General features: G+C 63.7%; 27 protein-coding genes, 1 tRNA gene and 1 other RNA gene. 13 read left to right on the top strand and 16 right to left on the bottom strand.

All coding sequences use genetic code 11. The annotated features are described in order from the left end of the window. Positions 1-251, top strand: a 251-nt coding sequence (locus G7B69_RS16075; RefSeq protein WP_243415227.1) for an amino acid kinase family protein, incomplete at its 5' end; no start/stop codon positions are given. Positions 252-305: 54 nt separating this feature from the next. On the opposite strand, the gene G7B69_RS16080 is transcribed toward G7B69_RS16075, so the two are convergent. Beyond that, positions 306-458, bottom strand: coding sequence for a hypothetical protein (locus tag G7B69_RS16080; protein ID WP_166181104.1), 153 nt, complete (start codon positions 456-458; stop codon positions 306-308). A gap of 626 nt (positions 459-1,084) precedes the next feature. Here G7B69_RS16080 and G7B69_RS16085 point away from each other — a divergent pair. From G7B69_RS16085 to G7B69_RS16095, 3 genes are all read left to right on the top strand, one after another. Continuing rightward, positions 1,085-1,810, top strand: coding sequence for a hypothetical protein (locus G7B69_RS16085; RefSeq protein ID WP_166181106.1), 726 nt, complete (start codon positions 1,085-1,087; stop codon positions 1,808-1,810). A 523-nt stretch (positions 1,811-2,333) separates the two neighbouring features. After that, on the top strand, positions 2,334-2,948 hold the full coding sequence (locus G7B69_RS16090) for a tetratricopeptide repeat protein (protein WP_166181108.1): 615 nt from the start codon (positions 2,334-2,336) through the stop codon (positions 2,946-2,948). A gap of 216 nt (positions 2,949-3,164) precedes the next feature. Continuing rightward, positions 3,165-3,240: transfer RNA gene (locus G7B69_RS16095), tRNA-Val, on the top strand. Between the two features lie 106 nt (positions 3,241-3,346). Here G7B69_RS16095 and G7B69_RS16100 read toward each other — a convergent pair. From G7B69_RS16100 to G7B69_RS16125, 8 genes are all read right to left on the bottom strand, one after another. Further along, positions 3,347-3,547 carry a hypothetical protein gene (locus G7B69_RS16100; protein ID WP_166181110.1) on the bottom strand — a complete coding sequence of 67 codons (201 nt, stop codon included), beginning with the start codon at positions 3,545-3,547 and terminating at the stop codon, positions 3,347-3,349. A gap of 85 nt (positions 3,548-3,632) precedes the next feature. Next, positions 3,633-3,845, bottom strand: coding sequence for a DUF6980 family protein (locus G7B69_RS17105; RefSeq protein WP_423717961.1), 213 nt, complete (start codon positions 3,843-3,845; stop codon positions 3,633-3,635). A 773-nt stretch (positions 3,846-4,618) separates the two neighbouring features. After that, positions 4,619-5,068 carry a hypothetical protein gene (locus tag G7B69_RS16105; RefSeq protein ID WP_166181112.1) on the bottom strand — a complete coding sequence of 150 codons (450 nt, stop codon included), beginning with the start codon at positions 5,066-5,068 and terminating at the stop codon, positions 4,619-4,621. A gap of 71 nt (positions 5,069-5,139) precedes the next feature. Further along, a complete protein-coding gene (locus G7B69_RS16110) occupies positions 5,140-5,505 on the bottom strand; it encodes a hypothetical protein (protein WP_166181114.1) in 366 nt (121 codons plus the stop codon). Between the two features lie 40 nt (positions 5,506-5,545). Next, positions 5,546-5,668 (bottom strand): hypothetical protein, encoded by a 123-nt coding sequence (locus tag G7B69_RS16975; protein ID WP_279323180.1) that lies wholly within the window; start codon positions 5,666-5,668, stop codon positions 5,546-5,548. A 295-nt stretch (positions 5,669-5,963) separates the two neighbouring features. Next, positions 5,964-6,752 (bottom strand): glycosyltransferase, encoded by a 789-nt coding sequence (locus G7B69_RS16115; RefSeq protein ID WP_166181115.1) that lies wholly within the window; start codon positions 6,750-6,752, stop codon positions 5,964-5,966. 62 nt (positions 6,753-6,814) lie between these two features. Continuing rightward, positions 6,815-8,104, bottom strand: a complete 1,290-nt coding sequence (nhaD, locus tag G7B69_RS16120; protein WP_166181117.1) for a sodium:proton antiporter NhaD — start codon at positions 8,102-8,104, stop codon at positions 6,815-6,817. A 49-nt stretch (positions 8,105-8,153) separates the two neighbouring features. After that, entirely contained in the window at positions 8,154-8,591 is a 438-nt protein-coding gene (locus G7B69_RS16125; protein WP_166181119.1) for a VOC family protein, read from the bottom strand. A gap of 91 nt (positions 8,592-8,682) precedes the next feature. Here G7B69_RS16125 and G7B69_RS16130 point away from each other — a divergent pair, with 91 nt between their 5' ends. Beyond that, on the top strand, positions 8,683-9,459 hold the full coding sequence (locus tag G7B69_RS16130; RefSeq protein WP_166181121.1) for an SIMPL domain-containing protein: 777 nt from the start codon (positions 8,683-8,685) through the stop codon (positions 9,457-9,459). A 59-nt stretch (positions 9,460-9,518) separates the two neighbouring features. On the opposite strand, the gene G7B69_RS16135 is transcribed toward G7B69_RS16130, so the two are convergent. Next, on the bottom strand, positions 9,519-10,277 hold the full coding sequence (locus G7B69_RS16135; protein ID WP_166181123.1) for a TorF family putative porin: 759 nt from the start codon (positions 10,275-10,277) through the stop codon (positions 9,519-9,521). Between the two features lie 271 nt (positions 10,278-10,548). Here G7B69_RS16135 and G7B69_RS16140 point away from each other — a divergent pair, with 271 nt between their 5' ends. Next, positions 10,549-11,355, top strand: a complete 807-nt coding sequence (locus G7B69_RS16140) for a metallophosphoesterase family protein (protein WP_166181124.1) — start codon at positions 10,549-10,551, stop codon at positions 11,353-11,355. A gap of 5 nt (positions 11,356-11,360) precedes the next feature. Here G7B69_RS16140 and rnpB read toward each other — a convergent pair. The 4 genes from rnpB to G7B69_RS16160 form a co-directional block, all read right to left on the bottom strand. Beyond that, positions 11,361-11,787: RNase P RNA component class A (gene rnpB / locus G7B69_RS16145), an RNA gene on the bottom strand. Positions 11,788-11,793: 6 nt separating this feature from the next. After that, positions 11,794-12,498, bottom strand: a complete 705-nt coding sequence (locus G7B69_RS16150) for an N-acetylmuramoyl-L-alanine amidase (protein WP_243415228.1) — start codon at positions 12,496-12,498, stop codon at positions 11,794-11,796. A 1-nt stretch (position 12,499) separates the two neighbouring features. Continuing rightward, positions 12,500-13,084 (bottom strand): histidine phosphotransferase family protein, encoded by a 585-nt coding sequence (locus tag G7B69_RS16155; protein WP_423717962.1) that lies wholly within the window; start codon positions 13,082-13,084, stop codon positions 12,500-12,502. A 226-nt stretch (positions 13,085-13,310) separates the two neighbouring features. After that, positions 13,311-13,706: a M67 family metallopeptidase gene (locus tag G7B69_RS16160; protein WP_166181157.1), complete on the bottom strand. Its 396-nt coding sequence runs from the start codon at positions 13,704-13,706 to the stop codon at positions 13,311-13,313. A gap of 15 nt (positions 13,707-13,721) precedes the next feature. On the opposite strand from G7B69_RS16160, the gene G7B69_RS16165 reads away from it, so the two are divergent. The 5 genes from G7B69_RS16165 (at position 13,722) to G7B69_RS16185 (ending at position 18,677) form a co-directional block, all read left to right on the top strand. After that, a complete protein-coding gene (locus tag G7B69_RS16165) occupies positions 13,722-14,675 on the top strand; it encodes an RluA family pseudouridine synthase (RefSeq protein WP_166181128.1) in 954 nt (317 codons plus the stop codon). 116 nt (positions 14,676-14,791) lie between these two features. Next, the gene (gene rpoH / locus G7B69_RS16170; protein ID WP_207786051.1) at positions 14,792-15,703 is read left to right on the top strand and encodes an RNA polymerase sigma factor RpoH; all 912 of its coding nucleotides are present in this window, start codon (positions 14,792-14,794) and stop codon (positions 15,701-15,703) included. Between the two features lie 207 nt (positions 15,704-15,910). After that, complete coding sequence (locus G7B69_RS16175; protein ID WP_341479209.1) at positions 15,911-17,053, top strand: MFS transporter; 1,143 nt, start codon at positions 15,911-15,913, stop codon at positions 17,051-17,053. 42 nt (positions 17,054-17,095) lie between these two features. Continuing rightward, a complete protein-coding gene (gene mtgA, locus G7B69_RS16180) occupies positions 17,096-17,764 on the top strand; it encodes a monofunctional biosynthetic peptidoglycan transglycosylase (protein ID WP_243415229.1) in 669 nt (222 codons plus the stop codon). 4 nt (positions 17,765-17,768) lie between these two features. Further along, positions 17,769-18,677 (top strand): cation diffusion facilitator family transporter, encoded by a 909-nt coding sequence (locus tag G7B69_RS16185; protein ID WP_243415230.1) that lies wholly within the window; start codon positions 17,769-17,771, stop codon positions 18,675-18,677. An 18-nt stretch (positions 18,678-18,695) separates the two neighbouring features. Here G7B69_RS16185 and clpX read toward each other — a convergent pair whose 3' ends face one another. Both clpX and G7B69_RS16195 read right to left on the bottom strand, forming a co-directional pair. Then, positions 18,696-19,961 carry an ATP-dependent Clp protease ATP-binding subunit ClpX gene (gene clpX, locus G7B69_RS16190; protein WP_166181134.1) on the bottom strand — a complete coding sequence of 422 codons (1,266 nt, stop codon included), beginning with the start codon at positions 19,959-19,961 and terminating at the stop codon, positions 18,696-18,698. A 179-nt stretch (positions 19,962-20,140) separates the two neighbouring features. Continuing rightward, the gene (locus tag G7B69_RS16195) at positions 20,141-20,833 is read right to left on the bottom strand and encodes an ATP-dependent Clp protease proteolytic subunit (RefSeq protein ID WP_166181136.1); all 693 of its coding nucleotides are present in this window, start codon (positions 20,831-20,833) and stop codon (positions 20,141-20,143) included. Positions 20,834-20,990: 157 nt separating this feature from the next. On the opposite strand from G7B69_RS16195, the gene G7B69_RS16200 reads away from it, so the two are divergent. Then, on the top strand, positions 20,991-23,105 hold the full coding sequence (locus tag G7B69_RS16200) for a TonB-dependent receptor domain-containing protein (RefSeq protein WP_166181137.1): 2,115 nt from the start codon (positions 20,991-20,993) through the stop codon (positions 23,103-23,105). 37 nt (positions 23,106-23,142) lie between these two features. Then, positions 23,143-24,660, top strand: coding sequence for an amidase (locus G7B69_RS16205; RefSeq protein WP_166181139.1), 1,518 nt, complete (start codon positions 23,143-23,145; stop codon positions 24,658-24,660). Positions 24,661-24,665 lie beyond the last annotated feature (5 nt).

Raw genomic sequence — 24,665 nt, forward strand, 5'->3', positions numbered from 1 at the left:
TTCTGCTCCGAGGCGCAAGCGCAATCGGCGGGCTACCGCCGGTCCAAAGCGCATTGGTGATCTCCAATTGGGAGCTCTGGGCTTGCGCCAACCACTACATCACCGAGCACGGGGAGGATGCGGCGGTAATGGCTGCCATGCGCTGCGACGAGCTCCTCGACTCCGGCGATTATGAGGGGGCCAGGATTTATCAGGCGATCATCCTGCGCATCAATCAGTTGCTCGACCGACCACCGGGGCCGCTCAACTAGCGCTCCAAAAAAGGACTTTCCTACAGAGAACATTATGTGAACATATAGCCGCCTTCACGACTCGGAGGCATCCATGTTCATCCTCGATCCCGCGGCGGTCTTGGCGATCGCTGCCCTCACAACTGCTCTCTCGAGCCTGGTGTGGTCGGTGAGACGGAAGCCGTGAGCACCAAGCACCTCGATTCCATTGCCGACTATCGACGTCATGGCTTCAAGCTGCGCATCGAATGCACGTGCGGGCGAGTGAGGGTGATCGAGCCGGGCGACCTGATGGTGGCGTTAGGCAGGCGCAAGAACAGCTCGCGGGACATGCAGCTTCTAATCCCTCGCCTGAAATGCTTCGTGTGCGGCGGTCGGCCCAAATACTGGGGGCCCGTCTAGCTCGCGTAGGGCGGGATCCGTGCGATCGCGTGACGAGCCGAGTTAGAAAGGCCGGGTCTCGCGAGACACCGCATGTGGTGGCAACGCAAGTCTCGGTAGCGACGGCTAGGGGTTACCCCGGATGCAAGACGACGTGCGGCCTTCATGCTCACGTGTCTACAAGGCCCGCGTTCTGGGAGATGGTTGGTCCCTTCGCCCAAACGTAGTCCTTTGCCACGTTGTGCCGGCTCGGTCCCCTGGTTGGTGCCGGCCAACGTGGCAAATCCTCTACGCTAACTCCATTCCTGCTCGTCCGCGCTGCTGGGCCGGAGTCGACCCCCAGAGTTGGGTCGCACTTGGCGATGGATATGACCTAAACCCTTTTGAAACCACGTTCTTTTCAGGAATCGACGCTAGCTGCTGTTACCCCCGGCTGGCGGCGAGAAGACTTGCCAGCCCAAGGGGGAAAGCAGATGAAATCGATACTTGGGGGCGTTGCTGTCCTCGCGGCCCTGTCTGCCGCACCGGTTCTGGCGCAGTCGGCGACTGTGGCGTCACCAGTCATTGCCGCCGCGCCGATGGCGATCGCGGCTCCGGTCACCAACAACGCCGTGCTGCGTTCCGGCACCGAGCTGCCGCTTCGGCTGCTCGAGGAACTTACGACAAAGGGCAAGAAGCTGCGCGTCGGCAACCGCTTCCACCTCGAAACGTCCGAGCCGCTGCTCGTAAACGGCGTGACCGTGATCCCGGTCGGCAGCCCGGCCGTGGGTGAGATCACCGACGTTCGCAACAAGGGCATGTGGGGCAAGTCGGGCCATCTCAACGCACGCCTGCTCTACGTCACCGTCAATGGCCGCCAGATTCGCCTTAGCGGCGCGTTCGACGACAAGGGCAAGGCCGGCGGCGTTGGTGCCGTAGCGGTGTCCGCCGTCGTCTTCCTGCCCGCCGGCTTCTTCATGACCGGCACCAGTGCGAAGATTCCGCAGGGCACCGTGGTCCGCGCCTTCATTGACGAGGACGTGCCGCTGGCCATCCCGGCGCAAGCCGCTCCTCTCGCCGTCGGGGTTCCCTCCGCTGCGCAACCGGTGAGCGCGACCACCGTCCCCGCGAATGCCGCCATAAAGGCTGTCGCGCTCGCGCCGGCGGATGCGGTTGCCAGCGGCGCGCAGGCGCGCTGCTGGAAAGAGAACAAGTGTTGAGGATGCGCTTCTCAAGCGCCGAGTGGTAAGAAGGGCCGCATCCTTAGCGTGCGGCCCTTCCGCGCTCAACCAGGGCTCCCATTGGCAGAGTGCGCAAAGCGGATCTAATGCTGACCAGCCGCATTCGACCCATTGCGGACAATGGCCAACGGGGTCTACATCGTCGCATGCCCGTCGCGATTAGCCCTTTGTGGTCAATCTTCTTTTCGATGCTCTTAGGGCTCTTGGTTCTTGTCCCAATCGCATTAGAGCGGCCAAGTGGCATGTGGAACCTGCCTATCCGGGAGCGTTTGCGATACCCCTACTTTTGGTTGGTTCTGATTGTTGCGCTCGCCGGTGTTAGCAGCGCAGCCCTATATCTTTTCGGCGCTCTACGCGGTTGAACCACCGGGCGAAGGGTCCGCTTTCCACCCAAACCCGACATTCAGCAAATGTCTGCTTTCGACCCAAACGGGGCAATCCAGCCAAACGTCTGCTTTCGACCCATTGCGGACACTCAGAACGCCATTAAGCTAGCCCAAATATGAAAGGGCCAAACCTCGGAGAAAACCTGAGCCGGGAGTGGGACGAAGATCCTCGATCCCCAGAGCTTTGGGATGCGTTGAAGCTCGCCAAGTCGTGTGCCGAGGGAAGTCCGGAAAAACTCATTCAATTGGCTGAGAATGGGTCTCCCCTCGCCATGATGTATCTTGGCTCCGCATATATAGTGGGGAAATATGGGCTCCATCCGGATCACGATACCGGAGAGTACTGGCTCATGCGCTCGGCTGCCGCAGGTTCGATTGAAGGCGCACACCGCTTGGCTGTGCACTCAATTAAAGCGGGCAACCCGAGCAAGGGGCTGGCCGAATTTAGACGTCTCGCAGACTTGGGATACTCCCCGGCCTTGGCAGCCCTGGCATTAGAATACGACAAGGGCAGATTTGTTGATCGAGACGTTAATGAGGCTCTGCGTTACTATCGTCTGGCAGAGAAACGAGGCCACCTGCTAGCTTCAAATCAGATTTGTTTCATTCTTATGCGTTGGGAGATGGGACCCCTTTCTTGGGCTCGGGGCCTCCTGAAGAGGATGAAGCTGCTTATCCCATTTACCGTTGCATACTCCAAATATCCCCGCAGCGATCGCTTTGTGCTTTGAAACACGAGCTAGGCGTCTGAGGTCCGCTTTCCACCCTTAGCGGACGGTCTGGAAACGACCCGTTGCGGACATTTAAACCTAAAAGCGCGAGTTTGGATTGCGCTGAGGGCGCTCTTTACGGCGGGAAGTCCGTTTTGGCCGGAGGGCCAAGGGGCTCAACAGACGGTTGGTTGATCTTTGAGCCCCAACCGCTAGCTTCCGTATTCCGCGCGCGTGGGGCCGTTAGCTCAGTTGGTAGAGCATCTCGTTTACACCGAGAGGGTCGGCGGTTCGAGCCCGTCGCGGCCCACCACACAATGCAGCGATGGCGGCCCGCTTAGAGATCGTATGCCGCCAGTCCGCTACGGGTCGTTTGCAGCTGGTCGGCTAAGAGTGGACAGCGGACATTTCAACTGCCCCTATTGGATGAGAGCGAAAAATCCCCAAACCATCGCTGCCGCGAGCAAGAGATACAACCCCATCATGCCGTAGAATGCCTCAGGCATCGAAGCCTTGCTCGCGTCTCCGGCCCCGGTGAACACCCGCCCTGTGCGGACGCCGCGCACGAGATTGAAGAGGCAGTATAGGATTAGAACAATCTGAATGATGATTTGACTCACCGTTCCCTTTTCCAACCTTCGGCCAATGTCCGCAATGGGTCGTTTGCAGCTGGTCCGCTAAGTGCGAGGCGAACATTGAGCCATTTCAATCAGCGGGTTGGGGAAGCTTGGTGCCACACCACGGGCAGTAAGCGATGGAGATACCGCCGCCGCCGCCTTCGTTGCGGATCATCAAGACGTATCGGTTCGACTGTTCCCAGTAGTCGACCAAGCAATCCGGGCAGTCATATCGGTCGGGATGCGTGTCGCACGTAGACTCGACGTTGGAGCGCATCATTTCGCAGCAGTGCTGGACCATGTCGCCGTTTCACATAGCAGCCGAACGACCGCAATGGGTCGTTTGCTGACCGACGGCTAAGGGTGGAAGTGGGACGTTAGGAAAAGGTCCGCTAAGCCGGAAACATGACAATGACGGATCAGCGGGACCTCGCACATCGGCTTTCCGCGACTACACCCGACCAAGGCTTAGCGGTCGCTCGCAATATCCAAGACGCATGGTTCCGGTGCCAAGCACTCTCTCAAGTTGCCCGATACTGGCCGGACGGAGATTATGACCGTCTTCTCAAAGAGGCCTTGTTGGCAGCAAACTGCCTAGACGACGTATATAAGCGAGTTGCAGTATCCGCATGGCCGATAAGAGCTCACTTGGAACGCGGAAGCCCATCCTCGGCAAAAAGCATCGTCGAAAAATGCGTAGGAGCGGCCCCTAGCATAGTGAATATGGGAAGCCGTTCCGAAGCATTGTTTTTGGTCTTTCAGGCCGCCAAGCTGGGTCCAGCAGACCTTTGGACACCGGTGTTTTGGGCCCTAGTAAAGGCTACTGAGCCCGCGCTGGCATGGCGCCAGCGCAGGAACATCCGAGATGCCATAGCAATGGTGGCGGGCAGTGATCCTCAGCTAGTTGAGACTGCCCTCGGTAAGCTTACGGACGAAAAAACTCTTTCCGCCATCAAGCGGGACTTCGAAAATAACAGGCGCGAACAGCCGAGGCCATTCTTCTGGGTCTAATGTCCGCAATGGGTCGAATGCGGACGGTCCACTAACGACCCATTGCGGACATTGACGTAGCGGTCAGCGGAACCGGCGAAGTCGAGCGAGAAGAATGGCCGAGTTGATGGTTGCGTGACCAACCAGACGATTGATGGCGGAGACTGCAATGATGAACAGGAGTGCGCGTCCCGCCATGCCCGACCATGGCTTGCCAAACGGAAGGGCGACAAGCCAACCAATGAATAGCGCCCAAGCGGCGACAGCGAGGGCGAGGCGGGCGCCGACCCAATGCAAAAGCACCGGTGAACCTCGCAGTTCTTCTCCTCTGCGACGAGCGAAAGCCACGCGGCCAATTACGACGAGGCAGGCCCATACGATGATTACCCCGAGGCTCAGCAAGCCCCAGATTGGCAATGACAGCCTAACACCATCGGTGAGATAGCCGACGCAAAGTGCCGTGATTGTCGCGAGCGCGCCACCCCACGCCGTGTCGGCGTCCAGCTTCTTTTGAATGCCAGCGTCTACCGCCATTCGCCTTGGCCCTCCTGAACGACCGTCGAGAATAGTAGTTCGTAACGTCCGCTTTCCACCCATTGCGAACGTTAGCGCCGGTCCTCACTCGGCGGCGGGTAGGTCAGCCCAAGTGCTGCCACGGCTCCGTAGAATAGCTTGTATGTGACCGCAAATGACACGAAAGTGGCGATGCTGACGGACGCTGCGAGCAAGGGTATTGCCACGTATTCGTTTCGTGAGACCCATCCGCCTGCGAAAATGGCCGCCGCAACAAGTGTCCAGATAATCCAAGTTCTGGTGAACACACGACGTTTCATATGGCCGTAAATTGCATCGAAATCGAATTGGTTCGGAAATGGCATCGTGAAGAAGAATGGCCACTGCCATGCAATCAGAAACCGAACGGCGAGTGCCGATCCAACGAAGAAGTCTGCAAATGGGAAAACTATCGTCATCCTCGCAGTGTCTACCGCTGCCGTGTGCCGCTTTCCACCCTTAACGGCCGATCCAGCCGGTCCAGATCAGAAAGCCATAGATCATTGGCAGAATGAAGAATGCGATAATCACTCCCACAGTGAAGACCAGCACCCATGCCGCCACGGTCTTTCGAGTCGCCATGGCCCATCTTAACTTGGGAGTGGCGTGGGCCCGAAAACGCTGGCGTCAAAAGCCGCCCGTCCGCTAACCACCCATTGCAGACATCCCTGGCACGACCACTGAACGGCTTGGATTGGCCGATTAGTTCTCACCCCAACGGTCAACGACGCACTCTCACCGGCGCTAGGCCAAGCCAGAAATTTGGTTCGGGAAGGCTATCCGCTTGCATTTAAAAGCGATGCAGCGGGCATCAGCGGGAGCGGCGGAAATCCGCCAACGAGCAGCCCTTGGGAGAGCTGGTTTGAACGGCCTGTGGCTACAGCCGCGCACCTGCTGTCGTGAGGAAACGAACAGGGCGTCTGCCGCGGACGGCGTAGCCGGGACCTCGGTTTTCTCTTCGATTGTAAGTTATTGAATTCGTTAGGGGCGGTTTTCCCAGCCGCCCCACTCTATGTGTCTGTTTTTGCGCCATATTTCGATAATGGCTGCCGATCCAGCGAGAGGCCACCTGCGGCTGCGGCAACACCGGCAACTGCACGAAATCGGCTTGCGCCAGCGCCGCGTCGAGCAGGCCGAGCGCAGCGGAATCGACCATGTCCTCGGCATCGTGCTGCAAGACCATGCGAAAACACATGCCACGGCGTCGCTCGTCAGCCTCCATCGCGGCGTACAGCCGGTTGAGACAATCGGCCTTCGTCGTGGGACCATCGCGATCATGAACGACCAGACGCACGCGCGGATCGTTGCGCGCTCCTGCAAGTACAGACTCGGCGGTTGGGTCGTCGTTTCTATAGCAACCCACGTAGATCCGCAGCTCACGTTGCGGCCATACGCTCAGAGCGTGCGCGATCGTGATCGCCAGGACTCGTTCTTCCTGCCAGGCCGGAATCAGCAAGGCAGCCGGACCGCCGAGCGTTTCGGTGCGATGGTTCGCGCGATTGATCCGCAAGGTGCGCGCACGGCCGGTCAGCCGCAACCAGGCCCAGGTGATATCCATGACCAGCTCGTCTGCCAGCCCGATGAGGAAGAATACGCCGGCGAAAAGCAGCAATTCATGCTCGGCGAGCGCCAGCCATTCGAGCGGCGTCCATGCCCCCAACATCATTCCCTTGCGCCACCTAACTTCCGATAGGGGAGGCTACCTAATTCGCGCGAAAAGGCAACGAGTTAGGAAATAAGGTTAGTCTGGAGGATGTAAACCAGCGCCCCGGCAAAATATCCGACGAGCGCGAGCCCGCCGAAGCGCCGCAGGTACCAGATGAAATCGATCTTTTCGGCGCCCATGGCCGCAACGCCCGCGGCAGATCCGATGATCAGGATCGAGCCCCCGGTGCCCGCGCAATAGGCCATGAACTCCCACAGGAAGCTGTCGGGGGGGTGCGCACCGATGTCGTACATGCCGATCGCCGCGGCGACCATCGGCACGTTGTCGACGATGGCGCTGAGCAGGCCAAAGGCAACGACGATGACGTCGAGCCTGCCGATTTCGGCGTCGAGCCAGCGGGCGAGCCCGGCAAGCACGCCGGCGTGCTCGAGTGTCGCCACGGCGAGCAGGATGCCGATGAAGAACACGATCGCGCTCATGTCGATGCGCCTGAGGGCATGGGCGATCGTCACGCGCTCGCGTTGCGAATGATCCTTGTCGCGATGCACCAGATCGCCGATCGCCCAGAGAATGCCGAGCCCGAAGAGAATGCCGAGGAACGGCGGCAAGTGCGTGACCGCCTTGAATGCCGGCACCGAAAGCAGGGCCACGAGGCCCAGCGTGAACATCAAGTTGCGCTCGAAGGAAGTGGAGTCGCTCGGCACCTCGCAAGGATCCGAGACCGGTTCCGGCGCAACGATGGGCTTGCCGCGCAGCGTCCACGCCACGATCGCCAGCGGCACCAGCATGTTGACCAGCGAAGGGACGATCAGCCGGGTGACGATGGGCACGGTAGTGACCTGCCCGCCGATCCACAACATGGTCGTCGTTACGTCGCCGATGGGCGACCAGGCGCCGCCCGCGTTGGCCGAGATGACGATCATTCCGGCCATCACCAAGCGGTCTTCTCGATGACGTAGCAGGCGCCTCAGCAGCGACACCATCACGATAGTGGTCGTCAGGTTGTCGAGCACTGCGCTGAGGAAGAAGGTAACGACACACAGGAATATCACCAGCGTCGCCAGGGTGCGGGCTCTGAGCCGCGAGGTGATCACCGCGAAGCCGTCGTGGGCATCGACGACTTCGACCACGGTCATCGCTCCCATGAGGAAGAAAGCGATCTGCGCGGTGTTGATCAGCGATTCATTGAGCTGCTCGTCAGCGATGGCGGCATCGCCGCTTGCCATTGCATACACCGTCCACAACAGGCCGGCGCCGGCCAACGCTGCGGCCGACTTGTTGATCTTGAGCGGCTCTTCGAGAGCGATCGCCAAGTAGACGAGCACGAAAATGATGATCAGCGCGACGGTCATTCACCGCTCCGTGGCAGATCGGAGGAACCTTGGCGAGCCGAACCCGGCCTCACCAGGTCCCGGTATTCTCCATGCTCGCCCACGGCTCCTGCGGCTCAAGATAGCCGTCTTGCAGCAGCTCGATCGAGATTCCGTCGGGCGATTTGACGAACGCCATATGTCCGTCGCGCGGCGGTCGATTGATAGTCACGCCGGCATCCCGCAACCTTTGGCAAGTCTCGTAGATGTTCTCGACTTGGTAGGCGAGATGCCCGAAGTTGCGCCCGCCGCCGTATTGCTCCGGCGCACTGCCATCCTCCGGCGGCCAGTTGTAAGTCAGCTCGACCTCGGCGACGTCCTGCTGGCCCGGGGCGGCCAAGAAGATCAGGGTGAAACGGCCCTTGTCGCTCTCCATCCGGCGGACTTCCTCCAGCCCGAGCAGGTTGAAGAACCGGACCGTTGCCTCGGGATCGCTGATCCGGATCATGCTGTGCAGGTATTTGACCATCCGCCACTCCATTCATCGCTATTCAAACACGGTTCATCGCAGATAAGGCATCTCGTGCCTTGGGAGCGTCTGCTCCCTCAGGAGACCCACGATGAGCGACCGTAGCGATAACCCTGCCCCCGCTGCCAGCGGTTTCTGGCGCCATCCGCAAGCGCAGATCGCGCTCGCCGCTTCGGTTCCACTTGCGCTCGGACTGATGGTCGGAGGTTACATGCTTGGTGACGGGTTGACCCGCGCGAAGGCCTACGAGCGGTCGGTCACCGTGCGCGGCCTCGCCGAGCGCGACGTCACCGCCGACCTCGCCACCTGGACGCTCAGCTACTCGGCCACGTCGTCCGACTTCGCCGCCGCCCAGGCGAGCGTCGACCACGACACCAGCGCCATTCGCGCGTTCTTCAAGGAACTCGGCTTTCCCGACGACGCGCTGCAGCCGACCGGCGTGAACGTGATCCGAAACGAGCCCGTCTACGATAGAGCCGAAGCGCGTCCGGCCACCTTCACGGTGCGCCAGCGGGTGGCGCTGCGCACCAACGACATCGCCCGCGCCCAGCAGGCGGTTCGGCGTCAGTTCGACCTGGTCCGGCGCGGCGTGATGCTGGAGGAAGGGTCGGGCATCGCTTACGCCTTCACCAAGCTCAACGACATCAAGCCGGCCATGGTCGCCGAAGCTACCAGGGATGCTCGCGCGTCGGCGCAGCAATTCGCGGACGACAGCGACACAGGGGTGGGGGCGATCAAGTCCGCCACGCAGGGCTACTTCGAGGTCACCGCTCGCGACGGCGACTCCGGCGGCGGCAACTGGGGCGCGGCCGACACGCCGTTCAAGAAGGTGCGCGTCGTCACCACGGTCGAATTCTCGCTCCGCTAATACGAAAAGGCCCGCGCCACCATAGCGGCGCGGGCCTTTTGTCCCCCCGGATGGGAGGCTCAGATCGTCAGCGTGAGCGTGCCGACCACGGTATCGTCGGTGAAGCCGTTGATCGACGGACCTTCCACGCCGATGTACGAGACGCCGAGGCTGAGATTCTTCAACACGGTGATCGATCCACCGAGCGACCAGTCGAAGCCTGTCTTGTCGGCCGTGCCGGCCAGAAGCGGCGGCGCGAGCACGCCGTCGGTGTAGCCGAGGTGACCGGAAACCGTAATCGGCGTGTTCGGAACCCCGAGATCGAGGTTGGTGTAGACGTAGAGATTGTCGTCGCTGCCGAGCGAGTCCTGGTCCCAGGCGTAGGCGACGCCGAGCTTGGCGTGAACGGGACCGAGCTGGGTCGCCACCGAGGCATAGGGCTCCCAGTAGTCGGCCGGGCCGACGTCGTTCGTCAGGTAGACGTACTTGAGCAGGCCAACATCGACGGTCACGCCCGAAGCGACATCGCCTGTCCAGCCGCCGAACAAGTCGAGCTCATTCTCGCCGTAGAGCGGACCGCCGTCGATCGACGACGACCACGCGCCGACGTAGAAGCCGCTCGAGTGGCTCAGCGTGACACCGCCTTGCACCGCCGGATCGCCGCCCGACAGCGACACGCCGCGGAAGCGGTAGTCTGTCACGAGGGCGACATTGCCCGAAACAGTGAAGTCGGAAGCCGGCGCGGCAGCGGGCTCGTCCTCGGCGAAAGCGGGAGAAGCGGCCAGGACGGAACCGGCCAGCATTGATGCAGCCAGGAGGCTGCGGACGGACGTAAGCATGGGCAATTTCCTCAATTGCTGTTGAAACTGTGCTTTCGTCCCACCTGCGGTTACGCGGGCCGGTCTCGTTTGCTGGACCGGCGTTCTCGCGAAACACCAAGCTTTGCTGCACATTTTTGCTGCGTTGCACAAGAGAAATTGCGATAGCGCTGGACGGGCTCGCAACGGGTGTGGTGTTTCGGCACCACATTAACCCGCGAGTCAGGCAAGCCGGTGCACTGGCGCCTGGCCGCTTGCAGATAACCTACAGAACGCCGACATTTCGAAAGCGATGCTGAAGACGATCCGCCGACTGTTCGAGCGTCAAGAAAGCGCTCATCCCGAGGCATCGCTGCCTTCGGGGCAGCGCGTCTATGCGGTGGGCGATATCCATGGGCGGCTCGACTTGTTCGAGGCGATGATCGCCGCGATCGAGGCCGACGATGCGACTAGCGGCGCTGCCGACACCACGGTGATCCTGCTCGGCGACCTCGTCGATCGGGGGCCAGATAGCGCCGGGGTGATCGACCGTGCCCGTGCCTGGCAACGCCAGCGCAAGGTGCGCATTCTCGCCGGCAACCACGAGGAAATGTTTCTCCAAAGCTTCAAAAAGACCGAGATCCTCAAGCACTTCCTGCGCTTCGGCGGGAAGGAAACGGTGCTCAGCTACGGGGTCGATCGACAAGCCTATCAGACGGCTTCGATCGAAGAAGTGCAGGCCATGATGCATGCGGCTGTGCCCGCCGAGGACCGCGCCTTCCTCGATGCCTTCGAGGACATGATCGCACTCGGCGACTACCTGTTCGTCCACGCCGGAATCGCGCCGCAGGTGCCTTTCGAGGAGCAGCGCACCAACGATCTGAGGTGGATTCGGGAGCCGTTCCTGTCGCATTCCGAGTCGTTCGGCGCGGTCGTCGTCCACGGCCACACCATCACCGACGAACCGCAGGATCGCGGCAACCGCATCGGCATCGACACCGGCGCCTACCTGTCGGGCCGGCTGACGGCGCTGGTGCTGGAAGGGACCAGCCGGCGTTTTCTGACCGTCAGCGACGAGGACGGCTCGCTCAGCGCCGCGGCGCGCGAGCTCGCCGCTTAGGAATAAGTGCCAGGGGGCCTGTAAGCCGGGTTCTGTCCCGAACGCGGTATCCTTGCGGACCGGCCGCTCGGGGGCAGCCATTCATCTCGGCCTTGCGTTGCCGCAAGGCTCCAGCAACCAACCCGGGCCTCTCGGGGCGAAACTCCCCTGCCCTTGCCCGAAAGCGCAGGCGCGAGACCCCTATTCGGTCTTGCTCCGGGTGGGGTTTGCCATGCGAGCCCTGTTACCAGGGCCCCGGTGCGCTCTTACCGCACCCTTTCACCCATGCCTGTGCCCTTTAGGGGCCATCGGCGGTATACTCTCTGTGGCACTTTCCCTGAGCTCGAGGTCGAAACCCCTCACCCGGCGGGCGTTACCCGCCACCCTCGTTTCGTGGAGCCCGGACTTTCCTCGGCACATCTGGCGACGTGACGCGGCTGCCCGGCCCCCTGGCGGCGCCTATCTAGTCCGTCCCTGGTCGCGATCCAAGAGCAACCGGAACAGGATCGCGCGAATCTGCCCGTCGATCTCCCCGTCGATCTTCTCCGGCCGCCAGCGGCGCTGGAACGCCTCGACCGCCTTCTTGCCGTCGGACACGTCGTAGCCGAAGCGTTCGAGCGCGAGGTAGAACGCCCCGTCGTTGTCGAACGGATCGCCGAGTTCGAGTTTGGTCGGCCGCGGCAGCGCGAGGCGGTATTCGGCCAGCCTGTCCCACGGGAACAGCTCGCCCGGGTCGAGTTTGCGCTGCGGGGCGATGTCCGAATGACCGACGACGTTGGCCCGCGGGATGTCGTAATCTTGAACGATGCGGTGGAGCAGCGGCACCAGCGCGTCGATCTGCGCGTCGGGAAACGGGCGATAACCGCAGGTGTGGCCGGGATTGTGCAGCTCGATCCCGATCGAGCAGCCGTTGACGTTCGCCTTGCCGCGCCAATAGCTGAGGCCCGCGTGCCACGCGCGCATGCTCTCGTCGACCAGGCGGACAACCTCGCCTTCCTCGGAGATCACGTAATGCGCGCTGACTTTCGCGGCGGGATCGCACAGCCGCGTGAGCGCCCCTTCGACGGACGGCATGTCGGTGTAATGCAGCACGACCATCGAGATACGCTCGTCGCGTGCGTCGCAATTGGGCGACGGCTGGTCGCGATGGACGAGCTCGTCCAAGTCAGGCGTCCGGCAGCACTGCGCCCATCACCAACGCGCCGTCGGTGAGCGCATATTGCAGTCCGCCGCCGTGTTCCTCGGCGATCAGGCGGATGAGGTGCGCCGGGGCGGTGCGGCCCGACAGCTCTTCGGCCGGCAGCGAACCGTCGAGCGCATGGCCGGTCGCCTGGTCGAAAGCGACCTTGGCGCCGGCCGCCATGACCGCGATTTCGGTCGCCCCGTCACGTCGTTCGGCGCCGACTTGCAGTTCGCCGCCACGGGGCAGCGCGTCGATGCCGATCGCCGCGAGGTTGAGCAGGACCTTGACCGCCGCCTTGGGCAAGGTCTCCTCGGCAACCGCCCAGGCGAGGGCAATGCGCCCATTGCCGCCGACCAGGGCCTCGACCAGCGCGCGCGGTTCGTCGGTCGGGACGGTCTCGCCAAAGCCGCCGGCAGCGCCATAGGCGAGGCGGAAGAACTTGAGCTTGTCGGCGCTGATCCGGGCGCTTTGCTCGAGCAGTTCCATGCAGCGCGAGCGCATTTCCGCGTCGCGCTCGTCGCGCAACAGCTCGAGCCCGTTGCTGAGCGCCCCCACGGGGCTCAGCATGTCGTGGCACAGGCGGGAACAGAGCAGCGCAGCAAGGTCAGTCGAAGAGCTCATTCAGAAATCCGGATCATGAAAAGAACTGGAAGGGTGACACAAGTGACACCCTGTCACCCTGACAAATTCGTTATTTCCTGCGTTATTTCAACAGCTTGCGACGAAAATGGCTGGGTGACACTTTTGTAGGATTCGCGGCGCGATCAACCTCCTTGGCGTTCCCTCACCTGCCTTAGCCGTCAACTCCGATGTAGGAAAGCGGTACGAAACCGCCCTCGTCGTCGCGCCAGAACGTCACACCGCCCTCGCCCGCGATCGCCCACACGCGGCCATCGCCTACCGCCATCGCGCGGTCGGTGGCGGAAGGCTCCGCCGGGCCTGATGGGTGCGAGTGATAATAGCCGAGCACCGCGGGTCCACCTTCGCGCGCGGCACGATGGGCATCGATCAGCGCCTGCGGATCGATTTCGAAATGGGTTTGCGGAGCCGGGTGGACATTGCGGGCGGGAATGGCCTCCTCGATCCGTCCTTCGCGGCCGAGGAGAAGGCCGCATGCTTCCGCGGGAAAAGCGCGCGCGGCCTCCGCGGAAATCCGCTCTATCACCGCTCTTGTCAGTTCGATCTCCATCCCCATCTGCCTAGCATGGGGGGCGGTCGAATCATCACCGGAAAGCTGTCCGGCGGACAGCGGCTCGACAAGGCGCTGGCCGAGGCCTCGGGGCTGTCGCGCGAGCGGGTCAAGGCGCTGATCGGCGAAGGCGCGGTGTCGGTCGCCGGCGAGGCGGTGGCGCAGGCTTCCGGCAAGGCGCCTGACGGGGCCGAATTCGCCATCGCCGTACCCCCCGCCGCCGAGGCAGCCGCGCGGGCGCAGGACATTCCGCTCGAGGTGGTATTCGAAGACGAGCACCTGATTGTCGTCGACAAGCCGGCCGGGCTGGTCGTGCACCCGGCGGCGGGCAATCCCGACGGCACGCTGGTGAACGCGCTGCTGCACCACTGCGCCGGGCAATTGTCGGGCATCGGCGGAGTAGCGCGCCCGGGCATCGTCCACCGGATCGACAAGGACACGTCCGGGCTGCTGGTAGTCGCCAAGAGCACGGCCGCGCACGAGGGCCTGGCGAAGCAATTCGCCGATCATTCGCTCGAGCGGGCCTATCTCGCAGTGGTAAACGGGCGTCCCAATCCGCGTGAAGGCACGATCGACGAGAAAATCGGCCGTTCCGACGCCAACCGCAAGAAAATGGCGGTGCTGCCCAAGGATTCCTCGCGTGGAAAGCAGGCCGTGACGCGGTATAAGGTTCTCCAGATGATGGCCGATTGTGCGCTCGTCGAATGCCGGCTGGAAACCGGGCGTACCCACCAGATTCGCGTTCACCTTGCATCAATTGGCCATGCGCTATTGGGAGATCCTGTCTATGGAAGCGCCAGTTCGCGGTTGCGGCCGATCCTGAAGAACCTCGGTTTTCGACGCCAGGCGCTGCACGCCGCGGTCCTCGGCTTCGTCCATCCGGTCACAGGCGACAGGCTGCGCTTCGAAAGCGATCTGCCGAAGGACATGAAGGAACTGATCGACGAAACCGTTCATTCAAATCGATGAACTGCGCCGCGCATTAGGACATTTTCGTATATATAGGGGCAACGGTGGCCGCAAAGTGGGGGTGCCCAGCAGGGGCCTTCACACCGCCGGCCGACGCTAGAAAGGTTTGGGAACAAGTGAGCACTACAAAAGCACTGAGCGTGCCGGCGCTGGGCGGAGAGCAGAGCCTCAACCGCTATCTCGCCGAAATCAAGAAATTCCCCGTGCTGACGGCCGAGCAGGAATACATGCTCGCCAAGCGCTACGCGGAGCATGAGGATCCCGAAGCTGCGGCGCAGCTGGTGACCTCGCACCTGCGGCTCGTCGCCAAGATCGCCATGGGTTATCGCGGTTACGGCCTGCCCGTCAGCGACCTCATCTCGGAAGGCAACGTCGGGCTGATGCAGGGCGTCAAGAAGTTCGAGCCCGATCGCGGCTTCCGCCTCGCGACTTACGCGATGTGGTGGATCAAGGCCTCGATCCAGGAATTCATCCTCCGCTCGTGGTCCCTCGTGAAGATGGGCACCACCGCGGCGCAGAAGAAGCTGTTCTTCAACCTGCGCCGGATGAAGCGCGAGCTCGAAGCCTACGAGGACAGCGATCTGCACCCGGAAGACGTCGCCAAGATCGCCAAGGATCTCGGCGTTCCGGAGCAGGAAGTGGTCAACATGAACCGGCGGATGATGATGGGGGGCGACGGTTCGCTCAACGTCTCCATGCGCAACGGCGAGGAAGGCTCGGGTGAGTGGCAGGACTGGCTGGCCGACGAAGGCCCGCTGCAGGACGCCATCGTCGCGGACGCCGAAGAGGCCCACGTGCGCCACGAGATGCTGACCGAAGCGATGGACAGCCTGAACGAGCGCGAGAAGCACATCCTCACCGAACGGCGGCTGACCGACAACCCGCAGACGCTGGAGGAGCTAAGCCAGCAGTACGATGTCAGCCGCGAGCGCATCCGCCAGATCGAGGTGCGCGCGTTCGAGAAGCTGCAGAAGGCGATGCAGCGCATCGCCACCGAGCGGCTGCTACCGGTTCCCGTCGCCGGCTGATCCCGGCCGTCCCAGTTCCCCGTGCCGGGCGAGCGATTAACCGCTTGCCCGGCTGCGAGGCTGCGCTAACCTCTGGCCCGGGCGCCGGGCGGGAGAACAGCGATTACCTCACACATCGAGGCAGATCCGGGCACGGACGACGCGCACGAAAGCCAAGGCATCGTTCGATATCCGGTCGTCTTCGCGCCGCTATTCGCGCCCTTCGGAATCTCCGCCGGTTACGTGAGCGTCACTCTCGGTTTCCTGCTCGCGCGAGCCGGGGTGCCGACGGCGATTATCGGCGCGCTGATCGCGCTATCGGTGTGGCCGCAGACCTGGAAGATGCTGTGGGCGCCGCTTGTCGACACGGTCGGTAACCCGAAGCTGTGGTACGGCCTCGGCACCTCCCTGGTCGGCGGTACGATCCTGCTGATGAGTGTGCTGCCGATGACCCGGGCGGAAGTTCCGGTGTTCAGCACGCTGATCGTGATCTCCTCGGTCGCCTCGACGCTGGTCAGCATGTCGACCGAAATCTTCATGGCCAATCAAACCCCGCCGGAGCTGCGCGGCCGTGCCAGCGGCTGGTCGCAAGCGGGCAACCTGGGCGGTACCGGGATCGGCGGGGGGATTGGACTGCTGCTCGCCGAACATATCCCCCATGCGTGGGTTTCCGGCGCAGTGCTGGGTGCGATCTGCTTCGCCTGCTGGGCGGGTGTGCTGTTCCTGCCGCGGCTGGTGCGGACCGCCAAGGCGCCGAGCTATCTCGGCGAGCTCAAGGGCGTCGCGCTCGACGTCTGGGCGGTGGCCCGGTCGCGCCTCGGCTACCTCGCGCTGGTCATCATGGTGCTGCCGATCGCCTCGGGGGCGGTGCCATGGTCCGCTGTCGCCCATGAATGGCACGCGAGCGGCGATCTCGTCGCGCTGGTAAACGGCGTGGGCGGCGGCATAGCCTCGATGGTCGGAGCGATGCTCGCCGGTTGGGTGTGCGACCGGATGGACCCGAAGCGGGCTTACTGCGGCTTCGGCATTCTGGTCGGGCTGGCGGCCGCGGGAATGATTCTGATGCCGCGGACGCCGGCGGTGTTCACCGGCTTCGTGCTGCTTTACATGGCGATGGTCGGGATGGGCTACACCGGTTACGCGGCGATCGTGCTGCAGGCGATCGGCAAGAAATCGGCGGCGACCAACTGGAACCTCATGGCCGCGCTGTCGAACATTCCGATCGCGGTGATGAGCACGTTCGACGGCTGGGTGCATGACAAGTACGGCACCAACGCCATGCTGCTGGGCGAACTCGCGCTGCCGGCCATCACCATCGTCCTTTTCGGGCTGCTGGTGGTGACGACACGGCGGCGCGCTCGCGTCTCCTAGCCAGGCGTTGCGCCTCGAAGAGTGCCGCGATAGGTCGATCGCATGACCCGCCTGATGCGCATCCTGATCCTTGCGATCGTCTGGTTCATGGGGCTGAGCATAGCGCTGGTGATCGTCTATCGTTTCGTGCCGGTGCCGGTGACCGCGACGATGCTGCTGGACGAGCACGGAATCACCAAGGACTGGACGCGGCTGAGCCGGGTCGACCGCAACATGGTCGCCGCGGCGATCGCCGCCGAGGACGGCAAGTTCTGCCAGCACAACGGGTTCGACAAGCAGGCGATCGAGAAGGCGATCAAGAAGAACGCCCGCGGCGGCCGCATCCGCGGCGGCTCGACGATCAGCCAGCAGACCGCCAAGAATGTGTTCCTGTGGCAAGGCGGCGGCTATTTCCGCAAGGGGCTCGAGGCGTGGTTCACCCTGCTGATCGAGAACATCTGGGGCAAGCGGCGGATCATGGAGGTCTATCTCAACGTCGCGGAGACGGGCCTCGGCACGTACGGCGCCGAGGCCGGGGCGCGGCGCTACTATCACCACTCCGGCGCGCGCCTGTCGCGCACCGAGGCGGCGCGGATCGCGGCCGTGCTGCCGCTGCCCAAGGCGCGCGCGGCGGTCGACCCCGCCGGTTTCACCCGCCGTTACGGCAACACCGTCGCGGCGCGGATCGGCGAAGTGCGGCGTGACGGGCTCGACGCCTGCGTCTACGACTGAAGCCGTGACGGGGCATCATCACTCTCACGATCACACGCGGCGGCCTGCGCCCGACTTCGGCAACGCGTTCGCCGTCGGCATCCTGCTCAACTCGGCATTCGTGCTCATCGAGGCGGCGTTCGGCCTGCTCTCGGGGTCAATGGCGCTCCTTGCGGATGCCGGGCACAACCTGTCGGACGTCCTCGGCTTGCTAATCGCCTGGGGGGCTGCGGTGATGGCGGCAAGGCCGGCGAACACGCGCTTCACCTACGGCTACAAGGCGAGCTCGATGCTTGCCGCGCTGGCCAACGCCGGGCTGCTGCTGATCGCCACCGGCGCCATCCTGTTCGAGACGATCGACCGCCTGTTCGACCCCCAGCCGGTGCCGGGGCTGATCATGATCGTGGTCGCCGGCGTCGGGATCGTGATCAACACGATCACCGCGCTGCTTTTCGCACGCGGGCGCAAGAGCGACATCAACGTGCGCGGCGCCTTCCTGCACATGGCCGCCGACGCGCTGGTCAGCCTCGGCGTGGTGATCGCCGGTGCGCTGATCCTGTGGACGGGAATGTGGTGGATCGACCCGGTTACCAGCCTCGTGATCGTCGTGGTGATCGGCGCCGGCACCTGGGGACTGCTCAGGGACAGCGTGAAGATGGCGCTGCTCGCCGTGCCGGATTCGATCCACGAAGGCGAAGTGCGCGCCTATCTCGCCGGTCTGCCGGGCGTGAGCGCAGTGCACGACCTGCACATCTGGCCGATGAGCACCACCGAAACCGCGCTCACCGCGCACCTGGTAATGCCCGGCGGCCACCAGGGCGACGCCTTCCTGCACGAGGTCACGCACGAACTCGAACACCGCTTCGGCATCGGCCACGCGACCGTGCAGATCGAAACCGGCGCGCATGGCGATCACTGCGGGGATTGTGCTTAGGTAAAAGGTGCGACGGCCTTAGGCCGCCGCTTCCTTCTTGTCCTTGGCCGAGACGACGCGGACCGGCTCCTTGCGCCCTTCGACCACGTCCTTGTCGACGACGACCTCGCTCACACCCTCCATGCTCGGCAGGTCGAACATCGTATCGAGCAGGATCGCCTCGACGATCGAGCGCAGGCCGCGGGCGCCGGTCTTGCGCTTGATGGCGCGGCCGGCGATCGCGGTGAGCGCGTCCTCGGTGAAGGTCAGTTCGACATCCTCGAGTTCGAACAGCTTCTGGTACTGCTTGACCAGCGCGTTCTTCGGCTCCTTGAGGATTTCGACCAGCGCATCGACGTCGAGGTCGTGCAGCGTGGCGATCACCGGCAGGCGGCCGACGAACTCGGGGATCAGGCCGAACTTGAGCAGGTCTTCCGGCTCGCACTTCTCGAGCAGCTCGCCGACGCGGCGGGCATCGGGATCGGCGACGTTGGCGCCGAAGCCGATCGAGCGCTTCTGCAGGCGGTCGGCGATGACTTTCTCGAGGCCGGCGAACGCGCCGCCGCAGATGAACAGGATGTTGGTCGTGTCGACCTGGAGGAATTCCTGCTGCGGATGCTTGCGGCCGCCCTGCGGCGGGACCGAGGCGGTGGTGCCTTCCATCAGCTTGAGGAGCGCCTGCTGCACGCCTTCGCCCGACACGTCGCGGGTGATCGAGGGATTTTCGGCCTTGCGGGTGATCTTGTCGATCTCGTCGATGTAGACGATCCCGTGCTGGGCCTTGTCGACGTTGTAGTCGCTCGACTGGAGCAGCTTGAGGATGATGTTCTCGACATCCTCGCCGACATAGCCCGCTTCGGTGAGCGTGGTTGCGTCGGCCATCGTGAACGGCACATCGAAGGTTCGCGCGAGCGTCTGCGCGAGCAGCGTCTTGCCCGACCCGGTGGGGCCGACGAGCAGGATGTTGGACTTTGCCAGCTCGACGTCGCCCGACTTGCCCGAGTGCTTGAGCCGCTTGTAGTGGTTGTGCACCGCGACCGAGAGCACGCGCTTGGCGCGCTCCTGCCCGATCACGTAGTCGTTCAGCGTGCCGCAGATGTCCTGCGGAGTGGGGACCCCGCCGTCCTTCTTGCCGACGCCGCCGCCCTTGGTTTCTTCGCGGATGATGTCGTTGCACAGCTCGACGCATTCGTCGCAGATGAACACCGTGGGGCCCGCGATGAGCTTCCTCACCTCGTGCTGCGACTTGCCGCAGAAGCTGCAGTAGAGCGTGCTCTTGCTGTCGGATCCGCTGAGTTTGGTCATTCTTTCGTCCTGTTCTCCCGCGTTCAGCGCCGGAGATTCGCCCCTGTCAATGTAGACTCAGGGTATCCAATATCAATCTGCGTAACCTTAATGCCCACGGCTTGCTCCAGCCTGAAGGGCCAGGGTTGCCAAAATGCTACAGTTTCGCGGCAACGTTTCAGCGTGGTTTGCGGTCCCGGTTACTCCGGTGCCCCGCCCGCCGAACCGCTCTTGTCGCCGACTTCCTCGCTCGGCGGCCGGCTCTCGAACACCTTGTCGACAATGCCGAATTTCATCGCCTCGTCGGCTTCGAGGAAGGTGTCGCGGTCGAGCGCCTTCTCGATGTCGGTCAGCGATTTGCCGGTATACTTGACGTAGAGCTCGTTCATCCGATGGCGGACGCGAAGGATTTCCTTGGCCTGGATCTCGATGTCCGAGGCCATCCCGCGCGCGCCGCCGCTCGGCTGGTGGACCATGATCCGCGAATTGGGCAGCGCGATGCGCATGCCCGGCTCGCCCGCCGCGAGCAGGAAGCTGCCCATCGACGCGGCCTGGCCCACGCACACCGTCGAAACGCGTGGCTTGATGTACTGCATGGTGTCGTGGATCGCCATGCCGGCGGTGATCACGCCGCCCGGCGAGTTGATGTACATCGAGATGTCGCGCGAGTTTTCGCTCTCGAGATAGAGCAACTGGGCGACGATCAGGCTGGCCATGCCGTCTTCGACAGGTCCGGTCACGAACACGATCCGCTCGCGCAGCAGGCGGCTGAAGATGTCGAAGCTGCGCTCGCCGCGGCTGGTACTCTCGACGACGACCGGGACCAGTTGGCCGGTCACCGGATCCATGCTGAATTTGCCTTGCGCGTTGTCGGTGCCGAACAGGTCGATCATAAAGCCTCGTTGTGTGGAAATGCCCGGCCTATGTCGCGCCTTGCTCCGCGATGTTCAAGGGGGTTGCGTGGAGATGCGCGATTGCCGTTCATCGGATGGGGTTGGCCATCGGTCGAACGCGCGTGTTACATTTGTAGCGCGGCCGTACCAACCGCGCATGAAAACAAGCGTCATCGCAGCCTTGCTGAGCGGCTCGGCCCTCCTGCTCCTTTCCGCTCCCGCGCTCGCGCAGGACGCGGCGCCCGCGCCCTCGCCCTCGCCCTCGCCCGCACCGACCTCGCCGCTCGACATTCCGCGGGCGAGCAGCGAAGGCCATGTGGTCTACACTCCGGCCGACTTCGCCAGGTATTCGCCGAAGAACGCGCTCGACATGCTCAACCAAGTCCCGGGCTTCTCGATCAGCGGCGGCGACGAAGTTCGCGGTCTCGGCGAGGCCAACGTCAACGTGCTCATCAATGGCGAGCGGCTGGCGCTGAAGTCCGAAACCATCTTCGACCGCCTGCAGAAGATTTCCGCCGACAAGGTCGAGAAGATCGAGATCGTCGACGGGGCCTCGCTGAAGATTCCCGGCCTGTCGGGCCAGGTAGCGAACATCGTCACCAAAGCCGGCGGCATCTCGGGCCAGTTCAACTGGGCGACCCGCTTTCGCCCGGGATACGTCCGCCCTGAATGGTTCGGCGGCAACGTCTCGATCAGCGGGACGGCAAAGACCCTCGAATACACCCTTGCGCTGAACAACAACAACGGCCGCGGCTCGATCAAGGGACCGACCGACATCACCGACGCCAACGGCGTGTTGCTCGAGCACAGGCACACGCACCTGGGTAACCGGTTCGACAACCCGAAGATCTCCGCCTCGCTCAAGTGGGACGGGCCGGGCAGCTCGGTGGCCCACCTCAATGCCTCCTACGCGCTGATCTTCTTCGATTCGACCAACACCGAAGATCGCACGGTGCCGGGGGGTGTCGACCGCCACCGCGACTACGATCCGCACGAGCGCGATCATAACTACGAGATCGGCGGCGATTTCGAGTTCGCGCTCGGTCCCGGCCGGCTCAAGCTGATCGGCCTCGATCGCTACGACCATGACCGTTATCGCGAAGACGTCGTGTTCATCTACGCCGACGGCTCGCCGAACACCGGCGGGCGCTATGCCAGCGTAAGCACGAACAAGGAGCAGGTAGCCCGCGCCGAATACAACTGGAAGATGCTCCACGGCGATTGGCAGCTTTCGGGCGAGGCGGCGTTCAACAGCTATGACGGCGCGGCACGCCTGTTCGATCTCGATCCGAGCGGCGATTTCGTGGAAATACCGTTTCCGGCCGGCACCGGCGGGGTCACCGAGGATCGCTACGAGACCATTCTCACGCACGGCCGGCAGCTGGCGAAGAACCTGTCGCTGCAGCTCGGCGGCGGCGTCGAATACTCGAAGCTCTCGCAAACCGGGTCGATGGGGCTGACGCGGACCTTCTGGCGCCCCAAGGGGTCGGCGAGCCTGGCGTGGACGCCGAGGAAGGATCTCAACCTGTCGCTCAAGCTCGCCCGCGTTGTCGGCCAGCTGTCATTCCAGGATTTCCTTGCCCGCGTCGACCTCGACCAGGGCAACGGCAGCGCCGGCAACGTCAATCTGGTGCCGCCGCAAAGCTGGGAACTCAATTTCGAGGCGAAGAAGGAACTCGGCGCGTGGGGCACGACGACGGTCAAGCTCTACGACCGCTGGTACCAGGACTACATCGACTACATCCCCCTCCCGGGCGGCGTGGAATCGCGCGGCAACATCGACAAGGCCAATATCTACGGCGTCAACTGGGTGAGCACCGTCAACCTCGATCCGCTCGGCTGGAAGGGTGCCAAGATCGATGCCGACCTGACGATGGAAAAATCGGACCTGCGCGATCCGCTCACCGGCGAGCATCGGCAATTCAGCAACGAATTCAACCGCGTCGCCAATGTCACCTTGCGCGACGACATCCCCAACAGCAACTGGGCCTGGGGCGGCGGCGTGCAATACAACCATGTGCTGCCGTACTACCGGCTGTTCGAAGTCGGCATCAATTACGAAGGGCCGGCCTACACGTTCCTGTTCCTCGAGAACAAGAACGTGTTCGGGCTCGACGTGCGGGCGCAGGTCTTCAACGTAACCAACGGGCGGCATTACTTCCGCCGGACCGTCTACAGCGGCTTCCGCGACACCGCGCCGGTCCTGTTCCACGAGGATGCCGATCAGTCGGTGGGCTTGATTTACAGCCTCAACGTGAAGGGCAAGTTCTAGAGTTCCCGCCGGCCGCGCGCGGTGGCACAAGGGCGGCATGACCGCTCTCGCCCGCGCCGCTGCGCCGCTCGCCCTCCTCGCCCTTCCCGCTGCCGCCCTCGCGCAGGACGTGCCCCCTGCCAACGCGGCGCAGTACTGGGGGCTGATGGCGCGCGACCAGCTGGCCACGATCGCCGCGCGCGACGATGCCGGCCCCCAGCTCAACGCGGTGATCGTCGCCAAGGATGCCGCCGCCGTGGCTTCCGAGGTTGCCGCCGCCAAGGACCTGCCGCTGCAAGGCCGCACGGTGCTGGTGAAGGACAACATCGAGACGCGCGAATGGCCCACGACCGCCGGCAGCCTGGCGCTGAAGGACAACGCGACCGGGCGCGACGCGCCGCTCATCGCACGGCTCCGCAAGGCGGGCGGCGTGGTCCTCGGCAAGACCAACCTGTCCGAATGGGCCAACATCCGTTCGACCAGCTCGACCAGCGGCTGGAGCGCCGTGGGCGGGCTGACGAAAAATCCCCATGCACTCGACCGCAACGCCTGCGGCTCGTCGTCGGGCAGCGGCGCAGCGGTGGCTGCGGGCATGGCCTGGGCGGCGATCGGCACGGAAACCGACGGCTCCGTGACCTGCCCCGCCAGTGTCAGCGGCATCGTCGGGCTCAAGCCGACCGTCGGGCTGGTCAGCCGCACGCATGTCGTGCCGATCAGCGCGAGCCAGGACACCGCCGGGCCGATGGCGCGCAGCGTCGCCGACGCGGCGCTGCTGCTCAATGCCATCGCCGGGCCCGACCCGGCCGACGCGGCGACGGCCGATGCGGCGAAGCATCTGACCGACTTCACCGCCGGCCTGGGCAGCTCGTCGCTCAAGGGCCAGCGGGTCGGCGTGCTGCGCAAGATGGTCGGCAACGATCTGCGCGTGGCGCAACTCTTCGACGCCGCGGTTGCCGATCTCAAGCGCGCCGGGGCGGAGGTGGTCGAAATCGATTACGAGATGCCCAAGGAAATGGGCGACGCCGAGCTGACCGTGCTGCTTTACGAGCTGCGCGAGGGGCTTGGCGCCTATCTCAAGGGTTCGCCGGCGAGCATTCCGGTGCGCAGCCTCGACGACGTGATCGCCTTCGACGACGCCCATGCCGACGCCGAAATGCGCTGGTTCCGCCAGGAGCTGTTCGAGCAGGCGGCAACAACCACCGACGCCGCGGCTTCCAAAAAGGCGCACGACGACAACCTCCGGCTCGCCGGGCGGGAAGGCATCGACAAGCTGCTGGCGGCCAACAAGGTCTCGCTACTGGTCGCGCCGACGGTCGGCCCGGCGTGGACTACCGACCTCGTCAACGGCGACCATTACAACGGCTCGATCGGCGCCACGAGCCTGGCGGCGATCGCCGGCTATCCGCACCTGACCGTGCCGATGGGGGCGGTCGAGGGCTTGCCGGTGGGCCTCAGCTTCATCGGCGCAAAATGGTCGGACCACGCGCTGTTGCTGGCCGGCGCGGCCTACGAGCGGGCGCGCACGGCCAGGCTGCCGGTTCCTTCGCTGAAGCCGTGGGCGCCGGCGGCCGAGTAGCGCGC

It is taken from the genome of Croceibacterium segetis (genome assembly GCF_011320115.1).
In the GTDB taxonomy this organism is placed as follows: domain Bacteria; phylum Pseudomonadota; class Alphaproteobacteria; order Sphingomonadales; family Sphingomonadaceae; genus Croceibacterium_B; species Croceibacterium_B segetis.